At 56.3% G+C, this 24643-nt stretch carries 22 protein-coding genes; 6 read left to right on the plus strand and 16 right to left on the minus strand.

The window, feature by feature from the left end:
• Positions 1–19: 19 nt before the first annotated feature.
• Positions 20–1240: a CaiB/BaiF CoA transferase family protein gene (locus tag ERD84_RS01195; protein WP_130037468.1), complete on the minus strand. Its 1221-nt coding sequence runs from the start codon at positions 1238–1240 to the stop codon at positions 20–22.
• A gap of 152 nt (positions 1241–1392) precedes the next feature.
• On the opposite strand from ERD84_RS01195, the gene ERD84_RS01200 reads away from it, so the two are divergent.
• Together ERD84_RS01200 and ERD84_RS01205 are read left to right on the plus strand one after the other, a co-directional pair.
• Positions 1393–2361: an NAD(P)H-dependent flavin oxidoreductase gene (locus ERD84_RS01200; RefSeq protein WP_130037470.1), complete on the plus strand. Its 969-nt coding sequence runs from the start codon at positions 1393–1395 to the stop codon at positions 2359–2361.
• A 199-nt stretch (positions 2362–2560) separates the two neighbouring features.
• A complete protein-coding gene (locus tag ERD84_RS01205) occupies positions 2561–2794 on the plus strand; it encodes a hypothetical protein (RefSeq protein ID WP_130037472.1) in 234 nt (77 codons plus the stop codon).
• Positions 2795–2919: 125 nt separating this feature from the next.
• Here the strand turns inward: ERD84_RS01205 and ERD84_RS01210 are convergent, their stop codons facing one another.
• The 14 genes from ERD84_RS01210 to ERD84_RS01275 all read right to left on the minus strand — a co-directional run bounded on the left by ERD84_RS01210 (position 2920) and on the right by ERD84_RS01275 (position 18003).
• Positions 2920–5037, minus strand: coding sequence for a UvrD-helicase domain-containing protein (locus ERD84_RS01210; protein ID WP_130038849.1), 2118 nt, complete (start codon positions 5035–5037; stop codon positions 2920–2922).
• A 49-nt stretch (positions 5038–5086) separates the two neighbouring features.
• A complete protein-coding gene (locus tag ERD84_RS01215) occupies positions 5087–7198 on the minus strand; it encodes a primosomal protein N' (protein WP_130037474.1) in 2112 nt (703 codons plus the stop codon).
• A 315-nt stretch (positions 7199–7513) separates the two neighbouring features.
• Positions 7514–8590 carry a uroporphyrinogen decarboxylase gene (gene hemE, locus ERD84_RS01220; protein ID WP_218947885.1) on the minus strand — a complete coding sequence of 359 codons (1077 nt, stop codon included), beginning with the start codon at positions 8588–8590 and terminating at the stop codon, positions 7514–7516.
• A 22-nt stretch (positions 8591–8612) separates the two neighbouring features.
• A complete protein-coding gene (locus tag ERD84_RS01225; RefSeq protein ID WP_130037478.1) occupies positions 8613–9416 on the minus strand; it encodes a hypothetical protein in 804 nt (267 codons plus the stop codon).
• A 194-nt stretch (positions 9417–9610) separates the two neighbouring features.
• A complete protein-coding gene (locus ERD84_RS01230) occupies positions 9611–10036 on the minus strand; it encodes a F0F1 ATP synthase subunit epsilon (protein ID WP_130037479.1) in 426 nt (141 codons plus the stop codon).
• 12 nt (positions 10037–10048) lie between these two features.
• On the minus strand, positions 10049–11467 hold the full coding sequence (atpD, locus tag ERD84_RS01235; RefSeq protein WP_130037481.1) for a F0F1 ATP synthase subunit beta: 1419 nt from the start codon (positions 11465–11467) through the stop codon (positions 10049–10051).
• Positions 11468–11515: 48 nt separating this feature from the next.
• The gene (gene atpG, locus ERD84_RS01240; protein WP_130037483.1) at positions 11516–12427 is read right to left on the minus strand and encodes a F0F1 ATP synthase subunit gamma; all 912 of its coding nucleotides are present in this window, start codon (positions 12425–12427) and stop codon (positions 11516–11518) included.
• Between the two features lie 99 nt (positions 12428–12526).
• Positions 12527–14068: a F0F1 ATP synthase subunit alpha gene (gene atpA, locus ERD84_RS01245; RefSeq protein WP_130037485.1), complete on the minus strand. Its 1542-nt coding sequence runs from the start codon at positions 14066–14068 to the stop codon at positions 12527–12529.
• A gap of 35 nt (positions 14069–14103) precedes the next feature.
• Positions 14104–14646, minus strand: coding sequence for a F0F1 ATP synthase subunit delta (locus ERD84_RS01250; protein ID WP_130037487.1), 543 nt, complete (start codon positions 14644–14646; stop codon positions 14104–14106).
• Between the two features lie 14 nt (positions 14647–14660).
• Positions 14661–15131, minus strand: a complete 471-nt coding sequence (locus tag ERD84_RS01255) for a F0F1 ATP synthase subunit B (protein WP_130037489.1) — start codon at positions 15129–15131, stop codon at positions 14661–14663.
• 130 nt (positions 15132–15261) lie between these two features.
• Positions 15262–15504 (minus strand): F0F1 ATP synthase subunit C, encoded by a 243-nt coding sequence (atpE, locus tag ERD84_RS01260; RefSeq protein ID WP_013743507.1) that lies wholly within the window; start codon positions 15502–15504, stop codon positions 15262–15264.
• 102 nt (positions 15505–15606) lie between these two features.
• The gene (atpB, locus tag ERD84_RS01265) at positions 15607–16488 is read right to left on the minus strand and encodes a F0F1 ATP synthase subunit A (protein ID WP_130037491.1); all 882 of its coding nucleotides are present in this window, start codon (positions 16486–16488) and stop codon (positions 15607–15609) included.
• Positions 16489–16547: 59 nt separating this feature from the next.
• Entirely contained in the window at positions 16548–16988 is a 441-nt protein-coding gene (locus ERD84_RS01270) for an ATP synthase subunit I (RefSeq protein WP_130037493.1), read from the minus strand.
• A gap of 238 nt (positions 16989–17226) precedes the next feature.
• Positions 17227–18003, minus strand: a complete 777-nt coding sequence (locus ERD84_RS01275; RefSeq protein WP_130037495.1) for an enoyl-CoA hydratase — start codon at positions 18001–18003, stop codon at positions 17227–17229.
• A 32-nt stretch (positions 18004–18035) separates the two neighbouring features.
• Here ERD84_RS01275 and ERD84_RS01280 point away from each other — a divergent pair, with 32 nt between their 5' ends.
• Complete coding sequence (locus ERD84_RS01280) at positions 18036–19829, plus strand: M61 family metallopeptidase (protein WP_130037497.1); 1794 nt, start codon at positions 18036–18038, stop codon at positions 19827–19829.
• Between the two features lie 33 nt (positions 19830–19862).
• Here ERD84_RS01280 and ERD84_RS01285 read toward each other — a convergent pair whose 3' ends face one another.
• On the minus strand, positions 19863–20765 hold the full coding sequence (locus ERD84_RS01285; RefSeq protein ID WP_130037499.1) for an NAD(P)/FAD-dependent oxidoreductase: 903 nt from the start codon (positions 20763–20765) through the stop codon (positions 19863–19865).
• A gap of 117 nt (positions 20766–20882) precedes the next feature.
• Here ERD84_RS01285 and folB point away from each other — a divergent pair, with 117 nt between their 5' ends.
• The 3 genes from folB to ERD84_RS01300 all read left to right on the plus strand — a co-directional run bounded on the left by folB (position 20883) and on the right by ERD84_RS01300 (position 24643).
• On the plus strand, positions 20883–21242 hold the full coding sequence (folB, locus tag ERD84_RS01290) for a dihydroneopterin aldolase (protein WP_013743513.1): 360 nt from the start codon (positions 20883–20885) through the stop codon (positions 21240–21242).
• A 20-nt stretch (positions 21243–21262) separates the two neighbouring features.
• The gene (gene ttcA, locus ERD84_RS01295) at positions 21263–22237 is read left to right on the plus strand and encodes a tRNA 2-thiocytidine(32) synthetase TtcA (protein ID WP_130037501.1); all 975 of its coding nucleotides are present in this window, start codon (positions 21263–21265) and stop codon (positions 22235–22237) included.
• 93 nt (positions 22238–22330) lie between these two features.
• The gene (locus ERD84_RS01300; RefSeq protein ID WP_245150589.1) at positions 22331–24643 is read left to right on the plus strand and encodes a mechanosensitive ion channel domain-containing protein; all 2313 of its coding nucleotides are present in this window, start codon (positions 22331–22333) and stop codon (positions 24641–24643) included.

Genomic DNA, 24643 nt, shown 5'->3' on the forward strand with positions numbered 1-24643 from the left:
TATCCTTGCGATAACTAGTTTATTGGGTCAGTTGTCTGATTTCTTCGTCAGACAAGCCCAACTGCTCTCGTAAAACTTGCTCGGTATGCTCGCCCAGCAGAGGCGCCGCGTGGCGATAGCTGACCGGGCTTCCGGAAAATCGCAAAGGGCTGGCGCCCACCGGCGCCGTACCTGCAATGCTATGAGGCAAATCCTGCCGCATACCACGCGCCTGGACCTGAGGGTCGCTGTAAACCTGATCGATAGTGTTGATGGGGCCTGCCGGAACCCCGGCACGCTCGAGCGCTTCCAGCCAATAGTCACGTGATTGGCTCTTCATGGCATCGGCCAGCATGGGCACCAGAACATCACGGTTGATCACACGATTAGGGTTGGTACTGAAGCGTATGTCGTCGGGCAAACCCGGGCGCTCTATGACCTGGCAGTAGGCCCTGAATTGCGAGTCGTTGCCCACCGCAACAATCAGGTGGCCGTCCGCCACGGCGAATACCTGGTAAGGAACCAGGTTCTGGTGTGCGTTGCCGGCCCGCTTGGGCGCAACGCCTGTCGTCAGGTAGTTCAGGTTCTGATTGGCCAGCATGGCCACTTGGCAGTCGAGCAAAGCCATATCGATATGCTGGCCCAGACCACTGCGGTCACGCTCGTGCAGCGCAGCCAGGATACCCACCACCGAGTACATGCCCGTCATAAGGTCGGCTACGGCCACGCCGGCTTTTTGTGGTCCACCGCCAGGCAGGCCATCGTGCTCGCCGGTAATGCTCATGAGGCCGCCCATGCCCTGGATCATGAAGTCATAGCCCGGACGGCTGGCATAAGGGCCGGTTTGCCCAAACCCTGTAATGGAGCAGTAGATCAGTGCTGGATTGATGGCCTGCATACTTTCGTAATCCAGACCGTACTTGCGCAAGCCGCCGACCTTGAAGTTCTCGACCAGTATGTCGCATTTTGCAGCCAGCTTGCGTACCAGCTCGGCACCGCGCTCGCTGGCGATATCGATGGCAACCGATTTTTTGTTGCGGTTAGCTGACGCGTAGTAGGCCGCTTCAGTGGTGTCTTGGCCACTTGCATCCTTGATATAAGGAGGCCCCCAGCTTCTGGTGTCGTCACCGGTGCCGGGACGCTCTATTTTGATGACTTCAGCGCCCAGATCGGCCAGATTCTGAGTGCACCAGGGACCGGCCAGAACACGAGTCAAATCTAGAACACGAATCCCGGTAAGCGGTGCTGGACGTAAAGACATGATTGCTGCTCAGTAAGACAAATCCGTATTTTGCCTGATATAGGCATAGTCCGTCTGCGATACAACAGTTGCGTCTCATTCTGCGGTCAGTTTAGCCCTAGAATAGGGGCCGGCCCCTATCGTCCAACGCATCAAGAAAACAGGAAAACCCTATGCCACGCACCCTGGTCAACGAGCTGTATCAGCAACTCTCCTTGCCTGTGATATCGGCACCCATGTTCATTGTTTCGGGTCCTGAGCTGGTTATTGCCCAGTGCGCCAACGGCATTATCGGATCGATGCCAGCCCTCAATGCACGCCCTCAAAGTCAGTTGGCAAAATGGTTGGCCCAGATCAATAACGGCCTTTCCGAGCTCAAGCGGCTGGAACCTGATCGCACTATTGCCCCCTACGCCATCAATCACATCATTCATAAGTCCAACGACAGGCTGCAGGAAGATCTGGCTGTATGCGCCGAGTACAAGGTTCCCCTGATCATCACCAGCCTGCGCGCACCCAATGACGTTGTTGATACGGTGCACGGATGGGGCGGCAAAGTATTTCACGATGTGACCACATTGCGTCATGCCCAGAAAGCACTTGAAGCTGGCGTGGACGGTCTGATACTGGTGTGCTCGGGCGCCGGTGGTCACGCTGGCATGCTCAGCCCCTTTGCCCTGCTGGCCGAAGTACGCAAGATTTTCAAAGGCCCGATTGCCCTATCAGGTGCGATTTCCCGTGGCCAGGATGTATTGGCGGCCCGCGCCATGGGGGCGGACTTTGCCTATATTGGTACCCGCTTCATAGCCAGCGACGAAGCCAATGCCCAGGAAGACTACAAACAAATGCTGGTTGGCGCCCAAGCCAGCGATATTGTTTACACCCCGTATTTCTCAGGCATTCCTGGCAATTATCTGAAACCCAGCATCACGGCCGCAGGATTCGATCCCGAGCACTTGCCTGACCAGGAACCGAACGTAACGAATTTTGGGAATACGCGCAGCAAAGTCTGGCGTGATATATGGAGTGCTGGCCAAGGAGTAGGCAGCATTGAGCAAGTACTGCCTGTCACGCAGATTGTGGACCGGCTCAAACAGGAATACCAACAGGCGCACCAGGCCCTAGATGATAATTTCAAGTAAATTGCAAGCAGCTAAGCGCGCAAAGCAGGTAAAAAGAGAGTTTTAACCAACAAACGAGGCAAATAAACGACAAATTTCGCCCTGCCCTAATAAATTAGGGTTTACCCCTATCTTTAATTTAGGGTTAACCCTATAATTACTTATGTCAGCACAAAACATTCTGTTCTGTCAGCACATAACCTGAATAGGTGAGGTAATTATGTCGGATCTTTCTTACAACCAATATGGCCGTTTGAGTGACTCTCTTGAGCGCGACCTGATGCGCAAAGCATTGAGCAATGGTGAGTCAGTTTCGATAATTGCCCTGGCCCAGAAAGCACTGGCGTCCATCAAGCAAGGTATCGTGTCCACGTACGAATACATTATCGATGTGACCGAAGCCCTGAACGAAGCACGCGCCAAAGATGCACGTTTTTCCGGTTCGCAGTGGTAATTAACAAGCAGCAAGCTTGAATCGAAAGCGCTGATTCAGCGCAAAAGGCTAAAGGCCTGCCGTTGGGCAGGCTTTTGTTTTTTCACCTAGCCGGACGAAGCAAAAATACCCGCCTAAGCATTGCATCAATTGTCTTTGTTCAGCATAGCCTTGAGCATACCCAACCGCTCTTTAGGACTCAGTGCCTTGGTGGCGGCGTCTTCAGTCAGATCGGGCTGGCCTATCCCCATTTCATCGATAAAGCGTGATTTTTCACGCACCACATCTTCACGCGCACGCCTACGCTTTTTGCACCAGCTCAGGTGCAAGCTACGCCTAGCACGTGTAATACCCACATACATCAGCCGCCGCTCTTCCTGAATGCGCTGCGCCAACGCTTCGGCAGCAGAGGCTGGATCGACGTCATCCTCGTCTCGCCCCATATGAGGCAACAGACCTTCTTCGACTCCCGCCAGAAAGACATGAGGGTATTCGAGCCCCTTGGAGGCATGCAAGGTGGAAAGCTTAACCGCATCTGGCTCTTCGTCGTCACTGCGCTCCAGCATGGTAACCAGGGCGACATGCTGCACCAACTCCAACAGCGTCAGGTCGTCTTCTTCCGACTTGCGCTTGAGCCAGCCTATCAGCTCCATCACATTCTGCCAACGGTTCTGAGCCGGACGTTCCTCGAGGGTGTCGTATAGAAACCTTTCGTACTGGATGATGCCTAACAGATCATCCAGGATGATGCTTGCCGAATCAGCGACAGCGCCATCGACGCCTGAGGCCCTGCCCATGGATGCGGCGGCATGATCAGACGGGCCCAGCTGCAAACTGGACTGAGCGGGTTGCCAGACAGCCCCTTCCCGCTTGCGCCCGGCCCGATTCTGAATGCCCTGGATGAATGTACCAAAGACCTGCAGGGGCTCCAGCTGCTTGGCGGCCAGCTTGTCGGTTTCACCTATTTCGAAAATTGCTTCGAACAGGGATAGCTGCCGTTCAGCCGCAAACTGCCCGAGGGTCTGCAAGGTGGCCTGTCCGATGCCTCGCCGAGGCGTCGTAACCGCACGGATAAAAGCCGGATCATCGTTATCGTTGGCGATCAGGCGCAGATAGGCAAGAATATCGCGGATCTCGGGCTTATCGAAAAAGCTCTGTCCGCCGGAAATTGTGTAGGGTATGCGCAAATTACGCAGAGCCTGCTCGATAATACGAGCCTGCTGATTGCTGCGATACAGAACCGCGAAATCGCGCCACTCGGCGCGGCGCTCAAAACGTGCGGCCGACAGCCGAATGGCAATAGACTCAGCCTCGGCTTCGTCATTATCCATGGGCGTAACCTGTATGGGCTCGCCCATCCCAAGCTCGGACCAGAGCTTTTTACCGAACAGATTGGGATTATTGCTGATTACCTGGTTGGCAGCCGACAAAATAGTTTGCACTGAGCGGTAGTTCTGCTCGAGTTTGATGATTTTTAGCGTGGGGTAGTCTGTAGTCAGATTGGCCAGGTTCTCGACCGTGGCCCCACGCCATGCATAAATAGCCTGATCGTCATCACCCACGGCAGTAAACATGGCGCGTTGTCCGGTCAGCCATTGAACCAATCGATACTGGCATACATTGGTATCCTGATACTCATCTACCAGCAAGTAATGCACCCTGGCCTGCCAGCGCTGCCTGACCTCGGCGTTGTGCTCCAGCAGCATGGCGGGCAAGCGTATCAGGTCATCAAAATCTACCGACTGGTAAGCCGCCAGCGTCGCGCTGTAGCTACGGTATATTTTTGCCGCCTCGGCCTCGCTGGCCGACGAGGCGCTGCGGTCGGCAGCATCAGGCTCCATCAACGCGTTTTTCCAAAGCGAGATATTTTGCTGAACAGCCCGCAGGCGCGCCTTGTCGGTTGTTGCCAGCAACTCCTGGATGATTGCCAGCGCATCGTTCGAATCGAGTATGGAAAACTGGGGCTTCAGGCCCGCATGCACGGCCTCTTCGCGCAGGAACCGCAACCCCAGCGAATGGAAGGTACTGACTGTCAACCCTTTGGCCAGCTTACCGTCGACCAGATGCTTGACCCGCTCGCTCATTTCGCGCGCGGCCTTATTGGTAAACGTCAGGGCCACTACCTGTCTGGCCTGATAGCCGCACTCACGCAACAAGTAGGCAATTTTTTGTGTAATGACCCGGGTCTTGCCACTCCCTGCCCCCGCCAGCACCAGACAAGGGCCATCCAGATACAACACCGCCTGGCGCTGCATGGCGTTCATGTCGGAAGCGACGGTATGACCTGGCAATGATTTCAATGCGCTTGCGTCCTTATATTTCGAGAGGATCCACTTCGAGATTCCAGCGCACACGAAAGGCCTTGGCCACTCCGGACAAGGCATGGGACCACGTTGTGAGGAAGGCCTGCAGCGCGGGGCGGCTGGTGCTTTCCACCAGCAGTTGCGCGCGCTCGATGTTGGCGACGCGAACGACACGCAAAGGTACCGGATCGTATAGTGTCAGCGCAGCGACCGTGGGGTAATCGAGCGGATGCTGTTCCGGTAACAAACGGGCATCGGCAAGAAAGCCCAGCGCACTTGAAAGCTCTCGTGCCTCGGCCGTCAACAAGGCCTGATAAGCATAAGGAGGCAAGCCTACAGCCTTCCGCTCTGCCAGGCCATATTGAGCAAAACCGGGATAGTCATGCCGTAGCAGCGCCTGATAAACCGCCTGCTCGGGATAGTCTGTTTGAATAATGACTTCACCACCCTTGACGTGTCGGCCAGCGCGCCCCGCCACCTGCATCAACTGGGCAAACAAGCGCTCAGGCGCACGGAAATCCTGGGCAAACAACATGGCATCGGCGTTCAGGACACCAACCAGCCCCAGATTGGCAAAATCGTGGCCCTTGGCCACCATTTGCGTACCCACCAGCAAATCGACTTCGCCGGCATGAACTTTGGCAAATAGGGCGGCCGCACTGCCCTTCAGCCGGGTGCTGTCGGCATCGATGCGTGCTATGCGTGCCGAGGGGAACAGTTCGGCAAGGTATTCTTCTACGCGCTGCGTACCGCGCCCCATCGGCTTCAGATCCTGGTCGCCGCAATCGGGGCAGGCGTGGGGCACTCGAGCCTGAAAACCGCAATGATGGCATTGCAGGTAATTGCGCCGGGCACCGGCCCGATGCAACACGGTATAGGCTGTGCAGCGCGGACATTGACTGACCCAACCGCAAGAAGCGCAATTGAGCACCGGAGCATAGCCACGCCGGTTCAGGAAGATCAGCGACTGCTGTCCTGCCTCCAGCCGCTCTTCCAACGCCTTGACGAGCTGCGGCGAAAAACCCTGCTGCATGGCAAGCCTGCGCGTATCGACCAGCTTGACGCTGGGCAGTTCTACCGCTTTGGCCCGCTGGGCCAGCGTAAAGCGTTGGTAATGGCCGGTTTCGGCGTGGTTCCAGCTTTCGAGCGATGGCGTCGCGGAGCCGAGCACCACAGGTATGTTTCGGTCGCGGGCGCGCCAAACTGCCAGGTCTCGAGCCGAATAGCGCAAACCGTCTTGCTGCTTGTATGACGCATCGTGCTCCTCATCGACAATAATCAAACCCAGATCAGGCAGCGGTGCAAAAATGGATAGCCGCGTACCCAGAAGCACCCTGGCCTCGCCACGCTGGGCCCGCATCCAAGCCCGAAGGCGCTCGCCGTCGGACAGGCCGCTATGCAATACCGCCAGCATCTCGCCGCCCTCTATGCCCGCCAGACGGCTACGCAAGGATTGCTCGAGCTGAGGAGTAAGATTGATTTCAGGCACCATGAACAGCACCTGGCCGCCACGTGCCAGGACCGCCTGGGCCGCATGCAGATAGACCTCTGTTTTACCACTGCCGGTTACGCCGTGCAGCATGATCGTCTTATGTCCTTGCTGCCCGGCAATGGCCTGGGCTGCTGCGGCTTGCTCTGCATTCAATGAGGGTGGGGTATCGGCGCCAACGCTTCCGGCCAGTGGCCTGGCACGTTTATCCATGCGCTTGACCGGCCCACCCGCCGAACGCTTGCCTTGATAGGCCGATACTTTACGCAGAGCAGTTGGCAGGGCGGGCAATATGACCTCGCCCAGCGGACGCTGATAATACTGCGCAGCAAACGAGGCCAGACGTAGCCAATCGGCCGGCAATGGTGGGGTATCGTCCAGAACTTCTTCCACCGCCTTGGCCAAACGAGGCTCAATGGCGGGCTGGGCAGGTGTAGCCACCACGACCCCCACCAGCTTACGTCGCCCAAAAGGAACAATGACCCGGGTACCTACTGGAATTATCGTTGCACTGCAGTAATCAAACAAGCCTTGTACGGGCACATCGAGCGCCACACGCACCCAGAGCGTCAGGTCGGCAGCTTGGCCTGCCTCGTCTGCTTTGAGGGCTGAGGGAGTGATGTGTGAAGGCATGAATACTTCAAGTAAATTCTTGCTTAGCGTCTTAAATGCCCGCCATTACGGGCTTTAGGGTTTTATTAAACCAGCCTGTGGATAACTTTGGGGAAAATTTGACGAACAACTTGAAAAAAGTCAACGAGGCAAGCTGCATTATTCGCCAAGAAGACCGTGTAAAAATCATTTAATTATTTAAAAACAACAACTTATTTGAACAATCAAGATTGCAACCTAACGGTAATTTAAAATGCTGCATAGCATCGAAAACTGTGCACAACCCTGTTGAACCAGAGGTAAAACAGGGCTTGCACCCATTGATTATTAATGCATTTAGTGCTTGGAGCGGCTGTAGGTATGCACCTCGTCAACCAATGTTGCGACAGCCGCCGGCGGCGTGAAACGCGATATGCCATGGCCAAGGTTGAATACATGGCCGCCCTGCCCAACGGGCCCAAAATCATCAATGACCTTGCGTGCTTGCGCACGGATTGCAGCATCGCCGCCAAACAACACCATGGGATCGATATTGCCCTGCAAGGCGACCGAATCACCAACCCGCTGCCGCACCTGGCCCAGGCTGGCCGTCCAGTCGAGGCCGACCGCATCGCACCCGGAAGCTGCGATAGACTCTATCCATTGCGCCCCACCCTTGGTAAAGACAATGACAGGTATGGTACGGCCTTCGTGCTCACGCACCAGGCCTTGGACAACCTTGCGCGTGTAGGCCAGGGAAAACTCCTGGAACATGCCGTCGGCTAGTACCCCGCCCCAGCTGTCGAAAATCATCACGGCCTGCGCGCCTGCCTGAATTTGCGCATTCAGGTACTGCTGGGTGGCTTGCGCATTGACTTCAAGAATACGGTGCAGCAAGTCGGGCCGGCTATACAGCATGGTTTTGATCAAGCGGTAATCACTGGACCCTTGTCCTTCTACCATATAGCACCCGACTGTCCAGGGACTGCCGGCAAAGCCAATGAGAGGGACTTTTCCGTCGAGCTCTTTGCGGATAAGGGCAACGGCGTCGAACACATACTGCAGCCTGGACATATCGGGCACAGTGAGTTTTTTGACATCGTCTTCGTGGCGTAGCGGGTGGGCAAACTTGGGGCCCTCGCCTGCCTGGAAGTCGAGCCCTAACCCCATGGCGTGAGGTATGGTCAGGATATCGGAGAACAGAATGGCAGCATCGAGATCAAAGCGCTGAAGCGGCTGCAGCGTAACTTCGCAGGCGTACTCGCGGTTCTGGGCCAAAGCCAGGAACGAACCGGCCTTTGCACGGGTTTCGTTGTACTCGGGCAGATAGCGCCCTGCCTGGCGCATGAGCCAAATGGGAGTATAAGGAACCGGCTCGCGCATGAGGGCACGAAGGAAGATATCGTTTTTCAGGGTGGGAGCAGTCACGTTCATCCTTATTTCAAGACCATTGATTTTACCCGTCTCTGGGGAGGTTAGGGCCGGGATCGACACGAAACGGCGCTGCGTCGATATCGTGCTTGCGCATGAGCGCCCAGAATGCACGCCGGTGTTTTTGGGCCGCGCGGGCGGCCATGGCAATATTGCCGGAGTGGCGTCCAAGCGCCGCCTTGATATAAGCCCGTTCGAATCTTTCTATGACCTGGCTTTTGGCCACGCGAAAGGATTCTTTGGTAGTGGCACAACGAGATGCCGACGCTATAGCAAAGGCTTCAAGCTCGAGGCCGCTACGCTCGAGTATGGTCTGGTGCATGGCGCTTTCGTCGAGCATAGCCGCTACAGAAGGCTGGCTATAAGTGCCAGATACCTCGGACAATGCCTTGCTGGTGCTCGAAGGCCTGCCAGCATTATACCGGCGTGCGTCGAGCAGTCGATCGATGCGTACACGTAGCTCTTCAGTGCAGAGCGGGTCGCGAACAAAGTCGGCCAGACCCAGGGTGTAAAGATCGTTAAGCGCTCCTGCCTTAAGGTCGCGTACCAGAGCCAGAACGGGCGTGTGCAGCACACCATTAGCCGCCGACAACGCCATACGCGCCCAGCCAAGATTTTGAGGCGATACCGGTATGAGGCAGGCATCAAAACGCTGCAGCCGTATGGCTGCCTCTAGCAGGACACGCGCAGCGCCTGCACCAAGTGCATCGACCGGATCATTGAGTGCTTGCACGTGCAGCCGCCCGCCGGCGTGTACACCAAGGCATGGTTGGGCCTGCTGGATAGTGCAAGATGTGCTGAGCAATGCGCAGTCGAGTCGTTCCCTCATGTCTTCCCCGTATATGTTGTTGATAGGACCGGCCAAGCATAGTCAGCGCCCAACAAAGCAACAATTCGGAAAACTCTTAACTCGGGAATTACGTAGGACAAACTGAAAGCTGGCTTGCCCTATAAAAACAAACCTCGCTGCATATAACAGCGAGGTTTGTTTGATGGTGCGGAACGCCTGGTGGCGTATGAGGCTTAGTGCTTGCGACGCAACTGGCTGAGCTTGCGAGCCGCCGCAGCCTGAGCTGCCAGCATGGCAAGTTCGGCTTCGACCACAGCGATGTCGGCCTTGTCTTTCGTGTTGCGCAGTGCTTCTTCTGCACGCTTGCGTGCTTCGATAGCTTTGGCTTCGTCGAGATCTTCGGCACGAATAGCGGTGTCGGACAGCACGGTGACCGCACCCGGTTGAATCTCCAGGATGCCGCCAGCCACAAAGATGGTGACTTCGGCACCGTCTTCCTGGACGACTTTCACGGTTCCCGGACGGATGCGCGAGATAAGCGGCGTATGGCCGGGCAATATGCCCAGCTCGCCGGACTCGCCAGGCAAGGTCACGAATTTCGCCTCACCGGCAAAAATCGATTCTTCTGCACTGACAATGTCAACTTGCAAGTTGGCCATGTGTGATCCTTATTAGAGTTTCTTGGCTTTTTCGAAGGCTTCGTCGATAGAGCCAACCATGTAGAAAGCCTGCTCGGGCAAGGCATCGCATTCGCCGTCTACAATCATCTTGAAACCACGCAGAGTTTCAGTCAGGGGTACGTACTTGCCGGGGGAACCGGTAAACACTTCTGCCACGTGGAAAGGCTGCGACAGGAAGCGCTGGATCTTACGGGCACGTGCAACAGCCTGCTTGTCTTCCGGCGAAAGTTCGTCCATACCCAGAATGGCGATAATGTCGCGCAATTCTTTATAGCGCTGCAGCGTTTGCTGAACGCCACGGGCAATCGCGTAGTGCTCTTCACCAACAACCTGGGGATCGAGCTGACGGCTGGTGGAATCGAGTGGATCGACGGCGGGGTAGATACCCAGCGCAGCGATGTCGCGTGAAAGCACAACCGTGGAGTCCAAGTGCTGGAACGTCGTGGCTGGCGAAGGGTCGGTCAAGTCATCGGCAGGAACGTAAACGGCCTGAATGGATGTAATCGAACCGGTCTTGGTTGAAGTAATGCGCTCTTGCAGCTTACCCATTTCTTCGGCCAGTGTAGGCTGGTAACCCACAGCAGACGGCATACGACCCAGCAGAGCGGACACTTCGGTTCCGGCCAGCGTGTAGCGGTAAATGTTGTCAACGAAGAAGAGAATGTCGCGGCCTTCGTCGCGGAATTTCTCGGCCATGGTCAAACCAGACAACGCAACGCGCAGACGGTTACCGGGTGGCTCGTTCATCTGACCGAACACCATCGCCACTTTGGACTCTTTGAGGTTGTCCATTTTGATGACGCCGGCTTCAGCCATTTCGTGGTAGAAGTCGTTACCTTCGCGAGTACGCTCACCCACACCAGCAAACACCGACAGACCGCTGTGTGCCTTGGCAATGTTGTTGATCAGCTCGAGCATGTTCACGGTTTTGCCCACACCGGCACCACCGAACAGACCCACTTTACCGCCCTTGGCGAACGGGCAGACCAGGTCGATAACCTTGATGCCTGTTTCCAGCAGTTCGACCGAAGGCGAAAGTTCGTCGAACTTGGGAGCGTCTTGGTGGATGGCGCGGACTTCGTCGCTTTCGATAGCGCCACGCTCGTCGATAGGACGACCGAGAACGTCCATGATGCGGCCCAGAGTGCCTTCACCGACGGGCACCGAGATGGGTGCGCCGGAGTTGGCAACTTCCATGCCACGACGCAAACCGTCGGACGAACCCATGGCAATGGTACGAACGATGCCGTCGCCCAGCTGCTGCTGGACTTCGAACGTAAGACCGGCTTCGGCAAAGGCCGAGCTGGTATCGACGAGTTTGAGCGCGTCGTAAATTTTGGGGATGGTGTCGCGGGGGAACTGAATATCCACCACGGCGCCGATGCACTGAACGATGGTACCGTTGCTCATGTTTAGTCCTTGCTAAATATCTTTGACGGGATGCCTTTCTGTTAAACCTTAAACAGCGGCAGCTCCCCCCACGATTTCTGAAATTTCTTTGGTAATGGCGGCTTGACGGGTTTTGTTGTAAACCAGTTCAAGATCGCCGATGACTTTCTTGGCGTTGTCGGATGCGGCCTTCATGGCCACCATGCGCGCCGATTGTTCGGAGGCCATGTTTTCAGCCACCGCCTGATACACCAAGCCTTCTACATAGCGCATCAACAAATCGTCGATAACGGTTTTGGAGTCGGGCTCGTAGATGTAGTCCCAGCCGTAATTGGACTTGACCAGATCCTGCGCGTCTTCGGCCGTATCACCTTGCGATTGAAAAGGATCAGCCAGACCGCTGGGCAAAGGCAACAGGCGGATGAAACTGGGATCCTGCTTCATGGTGTTCACAAAGCGGTTCGTTGCCAGATAGATGGCATCGACCTTGCCGTCGACGAAGTCGTCGATCTGCACCTTGATGGCGCCGATAAGACGCTCAAGATTGGGCTTGTCGCCAAGCTGGACTTCCTGGGACACCAGGTCTGCACCTATACGCGACAACGTGCCGGCAGCCTTGCTACCCAGCGCAGTCGCCTGTACCTTGATGCCTTTTTGATCGAACTCTTTAAGACGACCCAGCACCAGACGCATGATATTGGTGTTCAGACCGCCGCACAGACCTTTGTCGGTACTAACGACAACAACGCCTACTGCCTTGATGTCGCTGCGTTCGATCATGTAAGGGTGCGTGTAATCGGGATGCGCCTGCATCAAATGAGCGGCGATCTCGCGCACCTTGGTTGCATAGGGACGGCCTGCACGCATCCGCTCTTGCGCCTTGCGCATTTTGGATGCCGCCACCATCTCCATGGCTTTGGTGATCTTGCGCGTGTTTTGCACGCTCTTGATCTTGGTTCGAATTTCCTTGATTCCGGCCATCGCTCTTTCCTGAAAGGGCGTTATGACAGGGCCCGGCTGGGCCCTGCATTACGTATGGATACTGAAGCAGCCATGCTTCATCACCCTAAACAGTCAAACTTAAAAAGCACCGTGCTTTTTGAACTCTTGTATGGCTGCGGCCAACTCGGCGTCGTCGTCCTTGGACAATTCCTTGGTGTCTTCGATGCGCTGGATCAAACTTTCGTTCTTCGATTTCAGGTGCTCTTTGAGCGCCTTCTCGAAGCCCAGGATCTGTTCAACGTCCAGATCGTCGAGGTAGCCATTGTTGACCGAGTAGAGCGTGACAGCCAGCTCCCAAACCTGCAAAGGCTGATACTGAGGCTGCTTGAGCAGTTCGACGACTCGCTTGCCGCGCTCGAGCTGACGACGGGTTGCGTCGTCGAGGTCGGAGGCAAACTGTGCAAATGCAGCCAGCTCGCGGTACTGAGCCAAGTCGGTACGAATACCGCCCGACAGCTTCTTGACAACTTTGGTCTGTGCCGAACCACCCACACGTGACACCGAAATACCCGCGTTGATGGCAGGACGCACACCAGCGTTGAACAAGTCGGTTTCCAGGAAGATCTGGCCGTCGGTAATGGAAATAACGTTGGTCGGAACGAACGCCGAGACGTCACCAGCCTGAGTTTCAATGATGGGCAATGCCGTCAGTGAACCAGTCTTGCCCTTGACTTCGCCATTGGTGAACTTCTCGACGTAGTCGGGATTCACGCGGGCGGCACGCTCGAGCAAGCGGGAGTGCAGATAGAACACGTCACCAGGATAGGCTTCGCGGCCTGGAGGGCGGCGCAGCAACAGGGAAACCTGGCGATAGGCCCAAGCCTGCTTGGTCAGATCGTCGTAAATGATCAGGGCATCTTCACCGCGATCGCGGAAGTATTCACCCATGGTGCAGCCCGAGTAGGCCGACAGATACTGCATGGCAGCCGAGTCGGAGGCGGCAGCGGCCACGATAATGGTGTATTCCAGCGCGCCGTGCTCTTCGAGCTTGCGAACTACGTTGCTGATGGTGGATGCTTTCTGGCCAATAGCGACGTATACACAAGTAACGCCTTTGCCTTTCTGGCTGATGATGGTGTCAACTGCCACAGCCGTCTTGCCGGTCTGGCGGTCACCAATGATCAGTTCGCGCTGACCGCGACCGATAGGCACCATGGAGTCAATGGCCTTGATACCGGTTTGCAGTGGCTGCGTAACCGACTGACGGGCAATCACGCCAGGAGCGACTTTTTCGATGATGTCGGTAATTTTGGCGTTGATGGGACCTTTGCCGTCGATGGGCACACCCAGTGCATCGACAACACGGCCACGCAGCTCGGGACCAACCGGAACTTCGAGAATACGGCCGGTAGTCTTGACCGAGTCGCCTTCCGACACACCGGTATAGTCGCCCAGAATAACCGCGCCAACGGAATCGCGCTCAAGGTTGAGCGCCAGTCCGAACACGTTATTCGGGAATTCAAGCATTTCGCCTTGCATCACGTCGGACAAACCGTGGATGCGGGTAATACCGTCGGTCACGGAAACAACCGTGCCTTGCGTACGCACGTCGGTCGACGCGCCCAAGCCTTCGATGCGGCTTTTGAGCAGTTCGCTGATCTCTGACGGGTTAAGTTGCATGTTCAGACTCCTGGAATCCTGTTATCCGGCACGCGTCAGGCGGCCAGAGTATCGCGCATGCGGGCCAATTGGGCCTGCACAGACGTATCAAGTACTTGATCGCCAACCGTTACACGCACGCCGCCAATAAGGTCGGCATCCACCGTAACAGCCGGTTTGAGCTTGAGGCCGAATTTCTTTTCGAGCCCCGACACAAGCTGCTGCACCTGATCGTCGCTGAGCGCAAAAGCGCTGCGAATATCAGCCAGCGCGGTGCCTTCGTGCTGGTTTTTCAGTTGTTCAAATTGCTGAGCGATCTCGGGCAACAACAGAATACGATTGTTGCCGACCAGCAATTCGATGAAATTGCGCGCTTGCGCCGACAACGGCGATTTGACCAGGCCCGAAAACAGCTCGATGCGCTGAGCCGCGTTCAGACGTGGATCGGTCAGCGCTTCGCGCACGTCGTCCTGGCTTGCCACGTGTGCAAGCTCGGACACCAGACCGGACCACGACTCCAGGCTGGACGCCTGGTCGTTTCTGGCCGAGGCGAACAACGCTTCGGCGTACGGTCTGGCAATAGTCGATAGTTCAGCCATGGCCTGCCCTGAGTTTAGAGTTGCGCCTTGAGCTGTTCCAACAGCCCGGCGTGTGCCTGTGCGTCGACTTCTCGTTTGAGAATCTGCTCGGCACCTTTAACCGCTAGGACGGCGACATCGCTGCGCAGGCTTTCACGTATACGCTGGGCCTCTTGGGCTGCGTCTTGCTGAGCCTGGGCAATAATGCGCGCTTTCTCGGCCTCTGCCTCGCGGCGAGCCTGATCGAGAAGAGCGGTAGCCTGTTTCTCGGCTTCGACCATGCGAGCATGGTTTTCTGTTTTTGCAGATGCCTCGATCAGGCTGATACGTGCCTGGGCCTGGGCCAAATCGGCCTTGCCCTTATCGGCGGCGGCGAGGCCGTCGGCGATTTTCTGGCGACGATCATCCATTGCCTTCGTGAGGGGCGGCCATACGAATTTCATCGTAAACCAGCCCAACACGAAAAACACGATCATCTGAAAAAAGAGAGTCGCGTTTAAATTCACGGTCGTTTCCCTTTAATACCACGGGTGCCAGGCAGCCCTGCTGCATGACACTGGATGTCCAAGCCGCGGGCCAGCGACAATGAGGGGCCGACCCGTAGCTGCTTAACCCGCCGGCGGCGGGCTGCAATGCTTATCCGACGAACGGATTAGCGAATGCAAACAACATGGCAATACCAACACCGATCAGGAATGCAGCGTCGATAAGACCGGCCAACAGAAACATTTTGGTTTGCAAAGCGTTCATCAGCTCGGGCTGACGCGCGGAGGCTTCAAGATATTTGCCACCCATGATGGCAATACCAATGCAAGCACCGATGGCGCCCAGACCAATAATAATACCGCAAGCTAGAGCAACGAAAGCAACGTTGGTCATAACAACTCCTTGGTTAAAAACCGTGTAATCAAAAAGTCAAAAAACTGCATCGCAAGAGGATCTTGCACCCCGGCCGGACGACACTGCCCAGACCGAAAATTATTAATGGCCTTCGTGAGCCTGACCCACATACACGAGCGTCAGCATCATGAAGATAAAGGCCTGCAACAACACGATCAGAATGTGGAAGACGGCCCACAAGGATCCTGCCAGAACATGCCCAATACCCAAGCCTAAGCTTGCACCATTAAATCCGGTCCATGCACCACCCAGCAGGGCAATCAGCATGAAGATGAGTTCACCGGCAAACATGTTGCCGAACAACCGCATGCCCAGCGACACCGATTTGGCGGCGTATTCGATGCAGTTAAGAAGAAAGTTAAATGGGGCCAGGAACAGGCCGGCGATACCAGGCGCGTGGAAAGGCGCGGTGAACAATTCTTTTACGAAACCACCGGGATGCTTGATTTTGATGCCGTAGTAGAACATCAGAAGCAATACGCCCAGCGACATGCCCATGGGGACGTTCAGGTCGGCCGTAGGCAAAATACGATGATAGTAGAGGACGTCGCCATGTTCGGCACCCAGGCCGGTCATTTTGAATACCCAGGCCAGGAAATCGACCGGCACCAGGTCAAGCACGTTCATGAGGATGATCCACAAGAAAACCGTTAGCGCCAGCGGCGAAACAAAACGGCGGGAAACCTCGTTGGGAACAATGCTTTTGGCTTGTTCTTCGACCATATCGACTAACATTTCGATAGAGGTCTGAAAGCGACCGGGGACCCCGGCTGTAACAGATTTGGCGGCACGCCAAAGCACATAAACAACAATCAAGCCCATAAGAATGGACCAGAACAAGGAGTCGAAATTGACAACTTCGAAATTGGCAATCGCAGACTGCTTTTCACCAATGCTGTTCATATGAACCAAATGGTGTTGTATGTACTCAGACTGGGGCGAAATATTGCTAGCAGCAGCCATCTGTAACCTTATCCTGTATGCTTGAGTCAGGGCCGGACGCCCTGCAAATTAACTTGCAGCTATGGCAGCTTGCGAAACAACAGCAGCAGCACATAACCTTTTAAAACACATAACAGCCCGAATAACACCGCGGGCCACACCAGCCAACCATTTGCCAACCATGCCGCCAGACCCAATACCAGTACGGCGGAACCCAGCTTAAAAGCCTCGCCCACAAAAAAAGTGAACGGACTGGCCTTCAAAGGCCCAAATAAACCCAGCAACAAACGCAAGGCGAACAAGGCATTAGGCACAAAATATGCAGCGGCGCCAATAAAGGCCGAAACCGCTGCAGCACTACCCGCCACCAACCACGAGATCAGCACAGCCAAACCCAGCATCACAGCCTGGGCGGCAAGCGTGCGCATGATGCCGCTGCTTGCCCGTCGGGTTATGGCCGCGCGATCCTGATCCGTCAGCACGAGCCGGGGGACATCACTGTCTCCGTAGTCTTGATTCATGGCTGGCGACCGCCGCGTTGTGGTCAAACAAAATCTGGATCAACCCTGCGATAAACCCCGTTTAAAGAAGTTTCGCGTGGCGTCAAACTCATAGAGTATAGCTTTATTTTTAGCGTGTAAGCAACTTGTCAGCTCATTTTTTGTTGTGAGGACCCATAAATTTGTGCACTTGCAACAAAGCCTGTCCCAACCACCAGTTGGCTGGGACAGGCTTTGTTGCTGCAGGACACGAATATATTTATTGGTGCTTGAACTCGGGCTTGCGCTTCTCGACGAAGGCCTTCATGCCCTCTTTCTGGTCTTCTGTAGCAAACAGTGCGTGGAAGTTGCGGCGCTCGAACATCAGCGTGTCGTTCAAAGAGCCTTCGTAGGCCATGTTGACGCACTCCTTGGCCATAATGACTGAAGGCAAGGACATCGAGGCAATGATGGTAGCCGCCTCAATCACCTCATCCATCAGACGCTCCAGCGGTACCACGCGGGACACCAACCCGGCACGCTCAGCCTCTTCAGCGTCCATCATGCGGGCGGTCAGTATGAGATCCATGGCCTTGGCCTTGCTGATGGCGCGCGGCAAACGCTGCGTACCACCGTAGCCCGGGATGACACCTAACTTGATTTCCGGTTGCCCGAACTTAGCGTTGTCTGCCGCAATAATAAAGTCGCACTGCATGGCCAATTCGCAGCCGCCGCCCAGCGCATAGCCAGCTACCGCGGCAATCACGGGCTTGCGTATGCGCTTCAGGGACTCCCAATTGCCGCCCAGATAATCTTGTTTATACACGTCCATATAGGACCAGCCCTGCATGGCGCTGATGTCGGCGCCTGCGGCAAACGCTTTTTCACTACCCGTCAGCACGATGGCGCCTATGTTTTCGTCGGCGTCGAATGCCCGCATCGCTTCAGCCAATTCATTGATGACTTCGTTGCTTAATGCATTCAATGTCTTGGGTCGGTCTAGCGTAAGCAAGCCTACGCGGCCACGAACTTCTACTTTTACCAATGGCGCATTCATGCCGTCTCCTTGTTGCAAAGTAATATAGTGGTATGAAAAATGAAACTTTACTTTATAGCGTAACGCCTTTTGATCCATCAGGTCATCGCCTGAAAGTGCAGCTGACCATTGCCAACCCCGACCCAGACGGGCAAGAGCTGACCATGCCGGCCTGGATACCCGGCAGCTATCTTATTCGAGATTTCTCGCGTCAGATAGAAACCCTGCAAGCATCCAGCCGCCGCAAGCCCATTGCCATCACCAAAACAGGCAGCCATAGCTGGCGCTGCGCACCCTGTTCCGCCCCACTGATACTTGAATATACCGTGTATGCCTGGGATCTTTCCGTGCGCGGCGCACACGTCGACGAGTCACATGCTTTCTTCAACGGAAGCTGTGTCTTCCTGAGCGTGACCGGACAGACCCAAGCGCACTGCAATGTAGAAATCTGCCCACCACCACACACGAAAAACTGGAAGGTCTATACCAGCCTGCCCGTGGCGACCGGACACCCGCGCAAGGCACGGCACCATGGCTATGGCATGTACAGGGCACCCAACTACGATGCGCTCATCGATCACCCGGTCGAGATGGGCCAACCCCAAGTGGTGCAGTTCACTGCGCATGGTGCCGTACACGAAATGGTGTTCACGGGCGTCGTGCCCAAACTCGACCTCGAGCGCATTGCCGCCGACACCCAGAAAATCTGCGCTGCCCAAATCGAGTTGTTCGAACCCCAGAGCCGCCACGCCCCCTTTCTTGACAGCGCCGACCGCTATGTATTCATGACCATGGTGACCGGCGATGGCTATGGCGGACTGGAGCACCGTGCCTCAACCGCCTTGATGACCTCGCGCGGCGACCTACCCACCCTCGGCCGCGCACAAACCCCCGAGGGCTATCAGAACTTTCTGGGACTGGCCAGCCATGAATACTTCCACACCTGGAACGTCAAGCGCATCAAACCGGCCGTTTTTGCACCCTACGACCTGAGCCGGGAAACACATACCGGTTTGCTGTGGGTATTTGAAGGTTTCACGTCTTACTACGACGATCTGATGCTTTTGCGTTCAGGCGTGATCAGTGAAAGCGATTATTTACGTACACTGGGCAAGGTCATCGGCAATGTGCGGCGCGGCAGCGGCCGGCTCAAGCAAAGCGTGGCCGAAAGCTCCTTCGATGCCTGGACGCGTTACTACAAGCAAGACGAGAATTCACCCAATGCCTTGGTCAGCTACTACACCAAAGGCTCCCTGATTGCCTTGGGTCTGGATATCACACTGCGCCAAGCCACCGATGGACAGCGCTCGCTGGATGATGTCATGCGTTTGCTGTGGCAGCGCCATGGACGGGATTTCTATCAGGACGGAGCCTGCGGCGTTGCCGAAGATGCAATGCCAGGGCTAATACTGGAGGCGACCGGCGTCGATACTACGGATTTCATCCAGCGCCATGCCTACGGCCGCGAAGATGTACCACTGGAGCAACTCTTGCCCCGGCAGGGTATTGCGATGTCCTGGAAACCGGCGTCGACGACCCCCTCTCTGGATGCCCGACTCCGGTCCAGCCACCGCGAAACCCAGATCGCAACCGTATATGAAGGAGGCAGCGCACACAGAGCGGGCCTGTCGGCTGGCGATACGCTGCTTGCGATCAATGGCCTGCGAGTCACCGATACCATATCGGCAGAACGCCTGCTGGGCGCTTATGAACCGGAGGATGTGATCGACGTACATGTGTTCCGACGTGATGAGCTCAGGGCCTTTCAGGTGGAGCTGGCTACGCCGGCTGCCACAGAATGCGTACTCGAACGCCTGACGTCACAGGCAGGTAACCCGCCAGCCTGACCGCGCTTTACCCCGCCTCCAGGTGCGCTAGCGCTAAGCTGGCGTCTCGAGGCGGGCCTGTATGGCCTTGGCGGCAGTAACACCATCAGCCAGCGCCGTTACCACGCAAGGATGCTGGCGCTGCGCTACTTCACCTATGGCATAGACACCGGCACAACTGGTTTGCGCCGTTTGCATATCCGTGGCAATGAATCCTTGTTTGCTGCGCCGCAAGCCCAATGCCTCGGCGAATTCCACACAAGGCTCCCAGCCGTAGAACACCATAATCACGTCATAAGGGTCGCCGTTGACAGTATGAGCACCGACATCGACCGCATACTTCCCTTGCACGATGCATTCCGGTGTCAAGCGGCGTATGAATTGCTTCTGGGCCCTCAAACTGCGCGCATGAACTCGCACATGGGCAGCCCCTTTGTCCAACGCATACAGCGCATTTTCGAGGGCATTATCCCCTCCACCCAGCACGGCAACCCGCTTGCCACGGAAGTCTTGCGCCACTACATGAGCGCCAGGACCAATCAGCAGCCCGCCAAATTTTGGGCTACCCGCACCAGGAACCCCCAGGCCGCGCGAACGCACACCGGTTGCCAGCACCACATGCCGCGTATACAAGCTGTGGGCAAAGGCCGGACTGGACACTGCAAAACCTTCAGGCAGCGGCTGTATGCCTGTAACCGCGCTCGATAACAGTGTGGACACGGCCGCCTGCTCAAGACTAAGCGCCAGATTATCGGCGACCTGCGGGCCAGTCATGCCCGGCAGCGAAGCATTCCACTCATCCTTGAAAGGATTGCGTCGGCATAAGCCCCCGACAGCCCCACTGGCCTCGATCAGCAACGGCTTCAGACCGAGCCGCGCAAGCCAGACCGCGCACGAAACACCCGCAGCACCGGCGCCGACGATGATCGCATCATGATTGTTATTGTCTGCACTCATTGGTTTCAACCATCCTTAACCACTTTCAGAAGCGCGCTGTTGTCCGCACACGGACTCAGGCGGAGACGCTCACCGCACTAAAGCACTACAATTCCCACAATTCTACAAGGCCCTCTTATGCCCACCCGACGTATCTTCTTTAACCAGCTCGCGCTGGATGCACGCATAGGTATTCTGGAACACGAGCTGCGTGCAACGCAGCCACTGCACATCGATGCCGAGTTCGACGTTGATATTACCCAGGAAGTCAATGACCAGAACATTCAGTCAGTGCTCGACTATCGTCTATTGCGCAACGCCATTGTCGACGAATGCACACACGCACATGTCAATCTGCTGGAAACGCTCAGCGAGCGCGTAGTGCAGCGCATACTCAATGAATTTCCCCTGGTGCAGTTTGTCAAGATACGCATCAGCAAGCCGCTGGCATTTTCCGACTGCTCCGCAGTAGGCATAGAGCTGCAGCGCAGCCGCTGAACCTTTTTATTTTCACCACCATGCAAGCCGACACCCTACAACACCCCGAGGCATCCGGACAAGATCAGTCCGAAGCCAGCCGCCGCGCGCAGAAGCAGCGCATTAACGAAAACAAGCTGAGCAAGCGCCTGATACGCGAAACCGGGCGAGCCATCAGCGACTTCAACATGATAGAAGACGGCGACAAGGTCATGGTGTGCCTGTCGGGCGGCAAAGACTCGTACAGCATGCTGGACATCTTGCTGACACTCAAAGCGCGCGCGCCCATTAACTTCGACATCATTGCCGTCAACCTGGACCAGAAACAGCCGGGCTTCCCCGAACACGTCTTGCCAGACTATCTGCGTTCAATCAATGTGCCGTTCCACATCGAAAACCAGGACACCTACTCCATCGTCACGCGCGTTATTCCTGAGGGCAAGACCACTTGCTCGCTGTGTTCACGCTTGCGGCGCGGCATTCTGTACCGGGTTGCGTCAGAACTGGGTGCCACCAAAATCGCCCTGGGCCATCATCGCGACGACATTCTGGGCACCTTCTTCCTGAACCTGTTCTACGGCGGCCGCATGAAAGCCATGCCGCCCAAGCTGATGTCCGATAACGGCGAGCACATCGTGATTCGTCCGCTGGCCTACATTCCCGAAAAAGACCTCATCGCCTACGCGCAGATGAAGCAGTTTCCCATCATTCCCTGCAATCTGTGCGGTTCGCAGGAAAACCTGAAACGCAAGGAAGTCACCCGCATGATCGCTGAGTGGGACCGGCATTTCCCCGGACGCTCATGGAATGTATTCGGCGCACTGTCGCGCGTGGTGCCGACTCACCTCATGGACAAAGAGCTCTTTGATTTCGCAGGTCTTGTACCCACTGGTCAGAGAGACGACAATGGTGACAAGGCCTTCGACGACGAACCCATCGAGTCACCATTCGGTCTGCACGCCCAGTCCGACGACATTCCCACTATAAGACGCAATACTGCTTCACCTCATACCTAAGGAGGCCGCCTAGTGGCATCACGAACCAGACTCTCAAGCATTCCATCCTCTCTCCTCACCCAGCTTTTTGCAGTACTCCTTTTGCTGTCCGGCATGGCGTTTGCTCCAGGCGCTGCCGCTCAAGCACCTGCCGACGCTCCACCATCCAGCACCCCCTCGTACAGTGCGCTTGCCGATCTACTGGAAAACGAGCAGGCGCGCGACAAGCTGATTGAACAGCTGCGCAATCTGGCGCCACCAGACGGACTAGAGTCCACACCTGACGCCGCCGCAGCCACCTCTACCGATCCCGACAAGCAAAGGCTCTCACAGCGCCTGGCCACAGGCTTGCACAACTTCACCGCCAGCGTGCTGCACGACACCTCTGCAACCATGATGGCCGTTCGTGCAGCCCTCAGTGGCCAGCCCGTCCCCGGCAATCACTTGCAGACCTCTTTGCCCGCCCTGGAGCTGCTGCTCTTCACCATACTGGGCACACTACTGGCCTATTTTATTTTCCGCACACTGGCCAAACCTGGCTTTGCTCGTTTGAACGTGTGGATACTGCAAGACGCCAAGCGTGCGGACGCGCCTGCTGCCGAGCCATCTTCGCCGCTGGTCACGGCCGTCAGGCGCCATCGCTTTGCCTCTTTGGCCATGGGACGCAAGCTGCTGGGCGTGACTGCCGCTTTACTGATCGACGTGGCTGCCACGCTGCTGGCTGCGTTGGCGGGCTACATACTGGTCACCACACTGGCAAGCTCCAGTGGAGACAGCACCATAGTCCTATTGTCGCTGCAATTCCTGACGGCCTTTGTCATGATAGAAATTGCCAAGGCGATTTCGCGCGGTATATTCGCCACCCGCTACGATCAGTTGCGCCTGCTGCCGCTTGCTCCTGAAACGGCAGACTACTGGAATCACTGGCTGACTCTGCTCATAGGCCTCACCGGCTATGGCCTGCTGGTCGCCGTACCGGTAACCGAAATGGTGTTCCTGCCTGCCGCAGGCAAGATTCTTGGGCTCATCATCATGCTGTGCGTCTATATCTATGGTGTAGGGGTTGTGTGGAAGAACCGCAAAGCGGTACAGGCAGGTCTTATTCATCGCGCAGAGCAATCTACTACCGCCATATTCGGTACCCTGCTGCGCGTACTCGGACGAGTATGGCACTTGCTTGCGCTGGCTTACTTCACTGTCTTGCTGGTTGTGACTCAGGCCGAACAAGACCAGGCTCTGGCATTCATGGTCCGTGCCACAACACAAACCCTTATAGCCATCGCAATAGGGTTGATTCTGGCTGCGATATTGTCTTCGCTGATGTCACGCCGCATTCAGTTGCCCGAGCATTGGCGCGGCATGCTGCCCATGCTGGAAGGCCGAATCAACGCCTACGTACCTGTCACTTTGAAAACACTGCGTCTGTTGATCCTCATTACTGTGGCACTGATCGTGCTGGATGCATGGCGGGCTTTCGACTTGATTGCCTGGTTGCAATCGTCCAGCGGACGCGCCATTGTGGCAGTGATTTTCCGGGTAGGCGTCATCCTGGTGCTGGCCGCAGCAACCTGGACCGTACTGGCCAGCGTGATAGAACATAGGCTGGGCGTTTCCGGCGGCCACCATCGACCCAGCGAACGCGAAAAAACCCTGCTGATGCTATTCCGCAATGCCGCAGCGGTCGTGATTGCCACCATGACCGCATTAATTGTGCTGTCACAAATCGGCATCAATATTGGGCCGCTTATTGCCGGTGCCGGGGTTGCCGGGCTGGCCATAGGCTTTGGTGCTCAAAAGCTGGTTCAGGATGTGATTACCGGCGTATTCATACAGCTGGAAAACGGCATGAACCAGAACGATGTAGTCGAGCTGGCTGGCATCTTCGGTACAGTCGAGAAAATCACCATACGCTCGGTCGTTATACGCACGCTCGATGGCGGCTATCACCTGATCCCGTTCTCAACCATAGACAAGCTCACCAACCACACGCGCGACTATGGCTACCACTATGGTGAGTACAACGTCGCACACCGCGAGAACGTTGACGAAGCCATCGCGCAGCTGGAGCTGGCATTCAAGGATCTCATGCAAGACCCCGAGCTGGCACGAGAGGTACTGGAAGAAATCTCCATACCCGGCGTCACCGGACTGACCGAGCGCGGCTTCACCATCCGCGTCCTCATCAAGACCACACCGGGCAACCAATGGGCCATACAGCGTGGATTCAATCGTTTGGTCAAGCTGCGCTTCGATGCAGCCGGAATCGAGCTGCCTTACCCACAGACCGTGCTGCATTTTGGGCGCGATAAGCTGGGCTATGCCGCCCCGGTCGACGTGCGTGGGGTCGATGCCCTGAAGCATACCGCCTCCGGCGCGACACCTGCCCCTGGCCAAACCATGCGACCAGTATTGGACCAAGGAAGCTGA

The organism is Pollutimonas harenae, from assembly GCF_004153685.1.
GTDB classification, from domain to species: domain Bacteria; phylum Pseudomonadota; class Gammaproteobacteria; order Burkholderiales; family Burkholderiaceae_B; genus Pusillimonas_C; species Pusillimonas_C harenae.

Bases quoted from the DNA above. Each gene is read 5' to 3' on its own strand.
- ERD84_RS01195 (WP_130037468.1), bottom strand. From the start codon at position 1,240: ATGTCTTTACGTCCAGCACCGCTTACCGGGATTCGTGTTCTAGATTTG.
- ERD84_RS01200 (WP_130037470.1), top strand. From the start codon at position 1,393: ATGCCACGCACCCTGGTCAACGAGCTGTATCAGCAACTCTCCTTGCCT.
- ERD84_RS01205 (WP_130037472.1), top strand. From the start codon at position 2,561: ATGTCGGATCTTTCTTACAACCAATATGGCCGTTTGAGTGACTCTCTT.
- ERD84_RS01210 (WP_130038849.1), bottom strand. From the start codon at position 5,037: ATGAACGCCATGCAGCGCCAGGCGGTGTTGTATCTGGATGGCCCTTGT.
- ERD84_RS01215 (WP_130037474.1), bottom strand. From the start codon at position 7,198: ATGCCTTCACACATCACTCCCTCAGCCCTCAAAGCAGACGAGGCAGGC.
- hemE (WP_218947885.1), bottom strand. From the start codon at position 8,590: ATGAACGTGACTGCTCCCACCCTGAAAAACGATATCTTCCTTCGTGCC.
- ERD84_RS01225 (WP_130037478.1), bottom strand. From the start codon at position 9,416: ATGAGGGAACGACTCGACTGCGCATTGCTCAGCACATCTTGCACTATC.
- ERD84_RS01230 (WP_130037479.1), bottom strand. From the start codon at position 10,036: ATGGCCAACTTGCAAGTTGACATTGTCAGTGCAGAAGAATCGATTTTT.
- atpD (WP_130037481.1), bottom strand. From the start codon at position 11,467: ATGAGCAACGGTACCATCGTTCAGTGCATCGGCGCCGTGGTGGATATT.
- atpG (WP_130037483.1), bottom strand. From the start codon at position 12,427: ATGGCCGGAATCAAGGAAATTCGAACCAAGATCAAGAGCGTGCAAAAC.
- atpA (WP_130037485.1), bottom strand. From the start codon at position 14,068: ATGCAACTTAACCCGTCAGAGATCAGCGAACTGCTCAAAAGCCGCATC.
- ERD84_RS01250 (WP_130037487.1), bottom strand. From the start codon at position 14,646: ATGGCTGAACTATCGACTATTGCCAGACCGTACGCCGAAGCGTTGTTC.
- atpE (WP_013743507.1), bottom strand. From the start codon at position 15,504: ATGACCAACGTTGCTTTCGTTGCTCTAGCTTGCGGTATTATTATTGGT.
- atpB (WP_130037491.1), bottom strand. From the start codon at position 16,488: ATGGCTGCTGCTAGCAATATTTCGCCCCAGTCTGAGTACATACAACAC.
- ERD84_RS01270 (WP_130037493.1), bottom strand. From the start codon at position 16,988: ATGAATCAAGACTACGGAGACAGTGATGTCCCCCGGCTCGTGCTGACG.
- ERD84_RS01275 (WP_130037495.1), bottom strand. From the start codon at position 18,003: ATGAATGCGCCATTGGTAAAAGTAGAAGTTCGTGGCCGCGTAGGCTTG.
- ERD84_RS01280 (WP_130037497.1), top strand. From the start codon at position 18,036: ATGAAAAATGAAACTTTACTTTATAGCGTAACGCCTTTTGATCCATCA.
- ERD84_RS01285 (WP_130037499.1), bottom strand. From the start codon at position 20,765: ATGAGTGCAGACAATAACAATCATGATGCGATCATCGTCGGCGCCGGT.
- folB (WP_013743513.1), top strand. From the start codon at position 20,883: ATGCCCACCCGACGTATCTTCTTTAACCAGCTCGCGCTGGATGCACGC.
- ttcA (WP_130037501.1), top strand. From the start codon at position 21,263: ATGCAAGCCGACACCCTACAACACCCCGAGGCATCCGGACAAGATCAG.
- ERD84_RS01300 (WP_245150589.1), top strand. From the start codon at position 22,331: ATGGCGTTTGCTCCAGGCGCTGCCGCTCAAGCACCTGCCGACGCTCCA.